Genomic DNA, 791 nt, shown 5'->3' with positions numbered 1-791 from the left:
CGCCCTTCATGGAGAGCAGGAGGGTTTTCTTCGCCTGCAGCGCCGGATCGGCCTTGATGAAGGCGGTGATACGCTTGTCGAGGGCGGCGATGTCGGCCTTGAGGGCTTTGGCGCGGCGCGCGTCGAGGCGGCGCAGCAGGTCGTCACGGCGGCGCCGAGCCTGGTTGTTCTGGACGGTGAGCTGGTCATTCAGCTGGCTGCGCGCGGTGACCAGCTCGACGAGTGCCTCGAGGTGCTTGCGGCGCACCAGCGGGCGACACGGCACAGCGGTGATGAAGCGGGCGATGACGCCGGCGTCGAGACGGTCGTTTTTGGCCAGGATGCCACTCGCCTTGGCGAATTGGCGCACCCGCAGCGGGTTGAGCAGCGCGACCTCCTGTCCGCGCTCGAGGAGGAAGTGCGCGACGTCACGTTCGCTGCCGCCGCTCGCTTCGATGCCCACGGCGCTGACCCCTTCCGCCGTCAGGCGCTGGTTCAGTGCGGCCCAGCCATGCTTGTCGTTGACCACTGAAAAGGCGACATCTTGGGGCACGATGTGGACGTCAAGCCGGGCCTCGCTGCAATCAATGCCGGCTTTCGGCGCAAACTGTGGCATCTTCATATCCCTTCCTTGCTGGTTCGGGGGGCAACCCCGCGCAACTGTTCGGGCTTGGAAGATGCGGCCGCGGCGCCATGCTCACCCGCGGTATCCAGGCCAAGGGGGTAACGGGCTCACGGCCGCAACGCGGTGCCGGGTCATGACCCGGCACCGCGTCACCGCCCATCCTGCCAAAATTCAAAGACACAAGGGG

General features: G+C 66.6%; 1 protein-coding gene. It reads right to left on the bottom strand.

Annotated elements, in window-relative coordinates; all coding sequences use genetic code 11:
* On the bottom strand, window positions 1-601 hold a 601-nt coding region (locus DRB17_RS19805), incomplete at its 3' end, for an IS110 family transposase (protein ID WP_147274983.1).
* Window positions 602-791 lie beyond the last annotated feature (190 nt).

The organism is Ferruginivarius sediminum (assembly GCF_003344765.1).
In the GTDB taxonomy this organism is placed as follows: Bacteria; Pseudomonadota; Alphaproteobacteria; order Kiloniellales; family Rhodovibrionaceae; genus Ferruginivarius; species Ferruginivarius sediminum.
The sequence above is the reverse complement of the archived record's forward strand: the minus strand, read 5'-3'. Positions and strand labels throughout refer to the sequence as shown.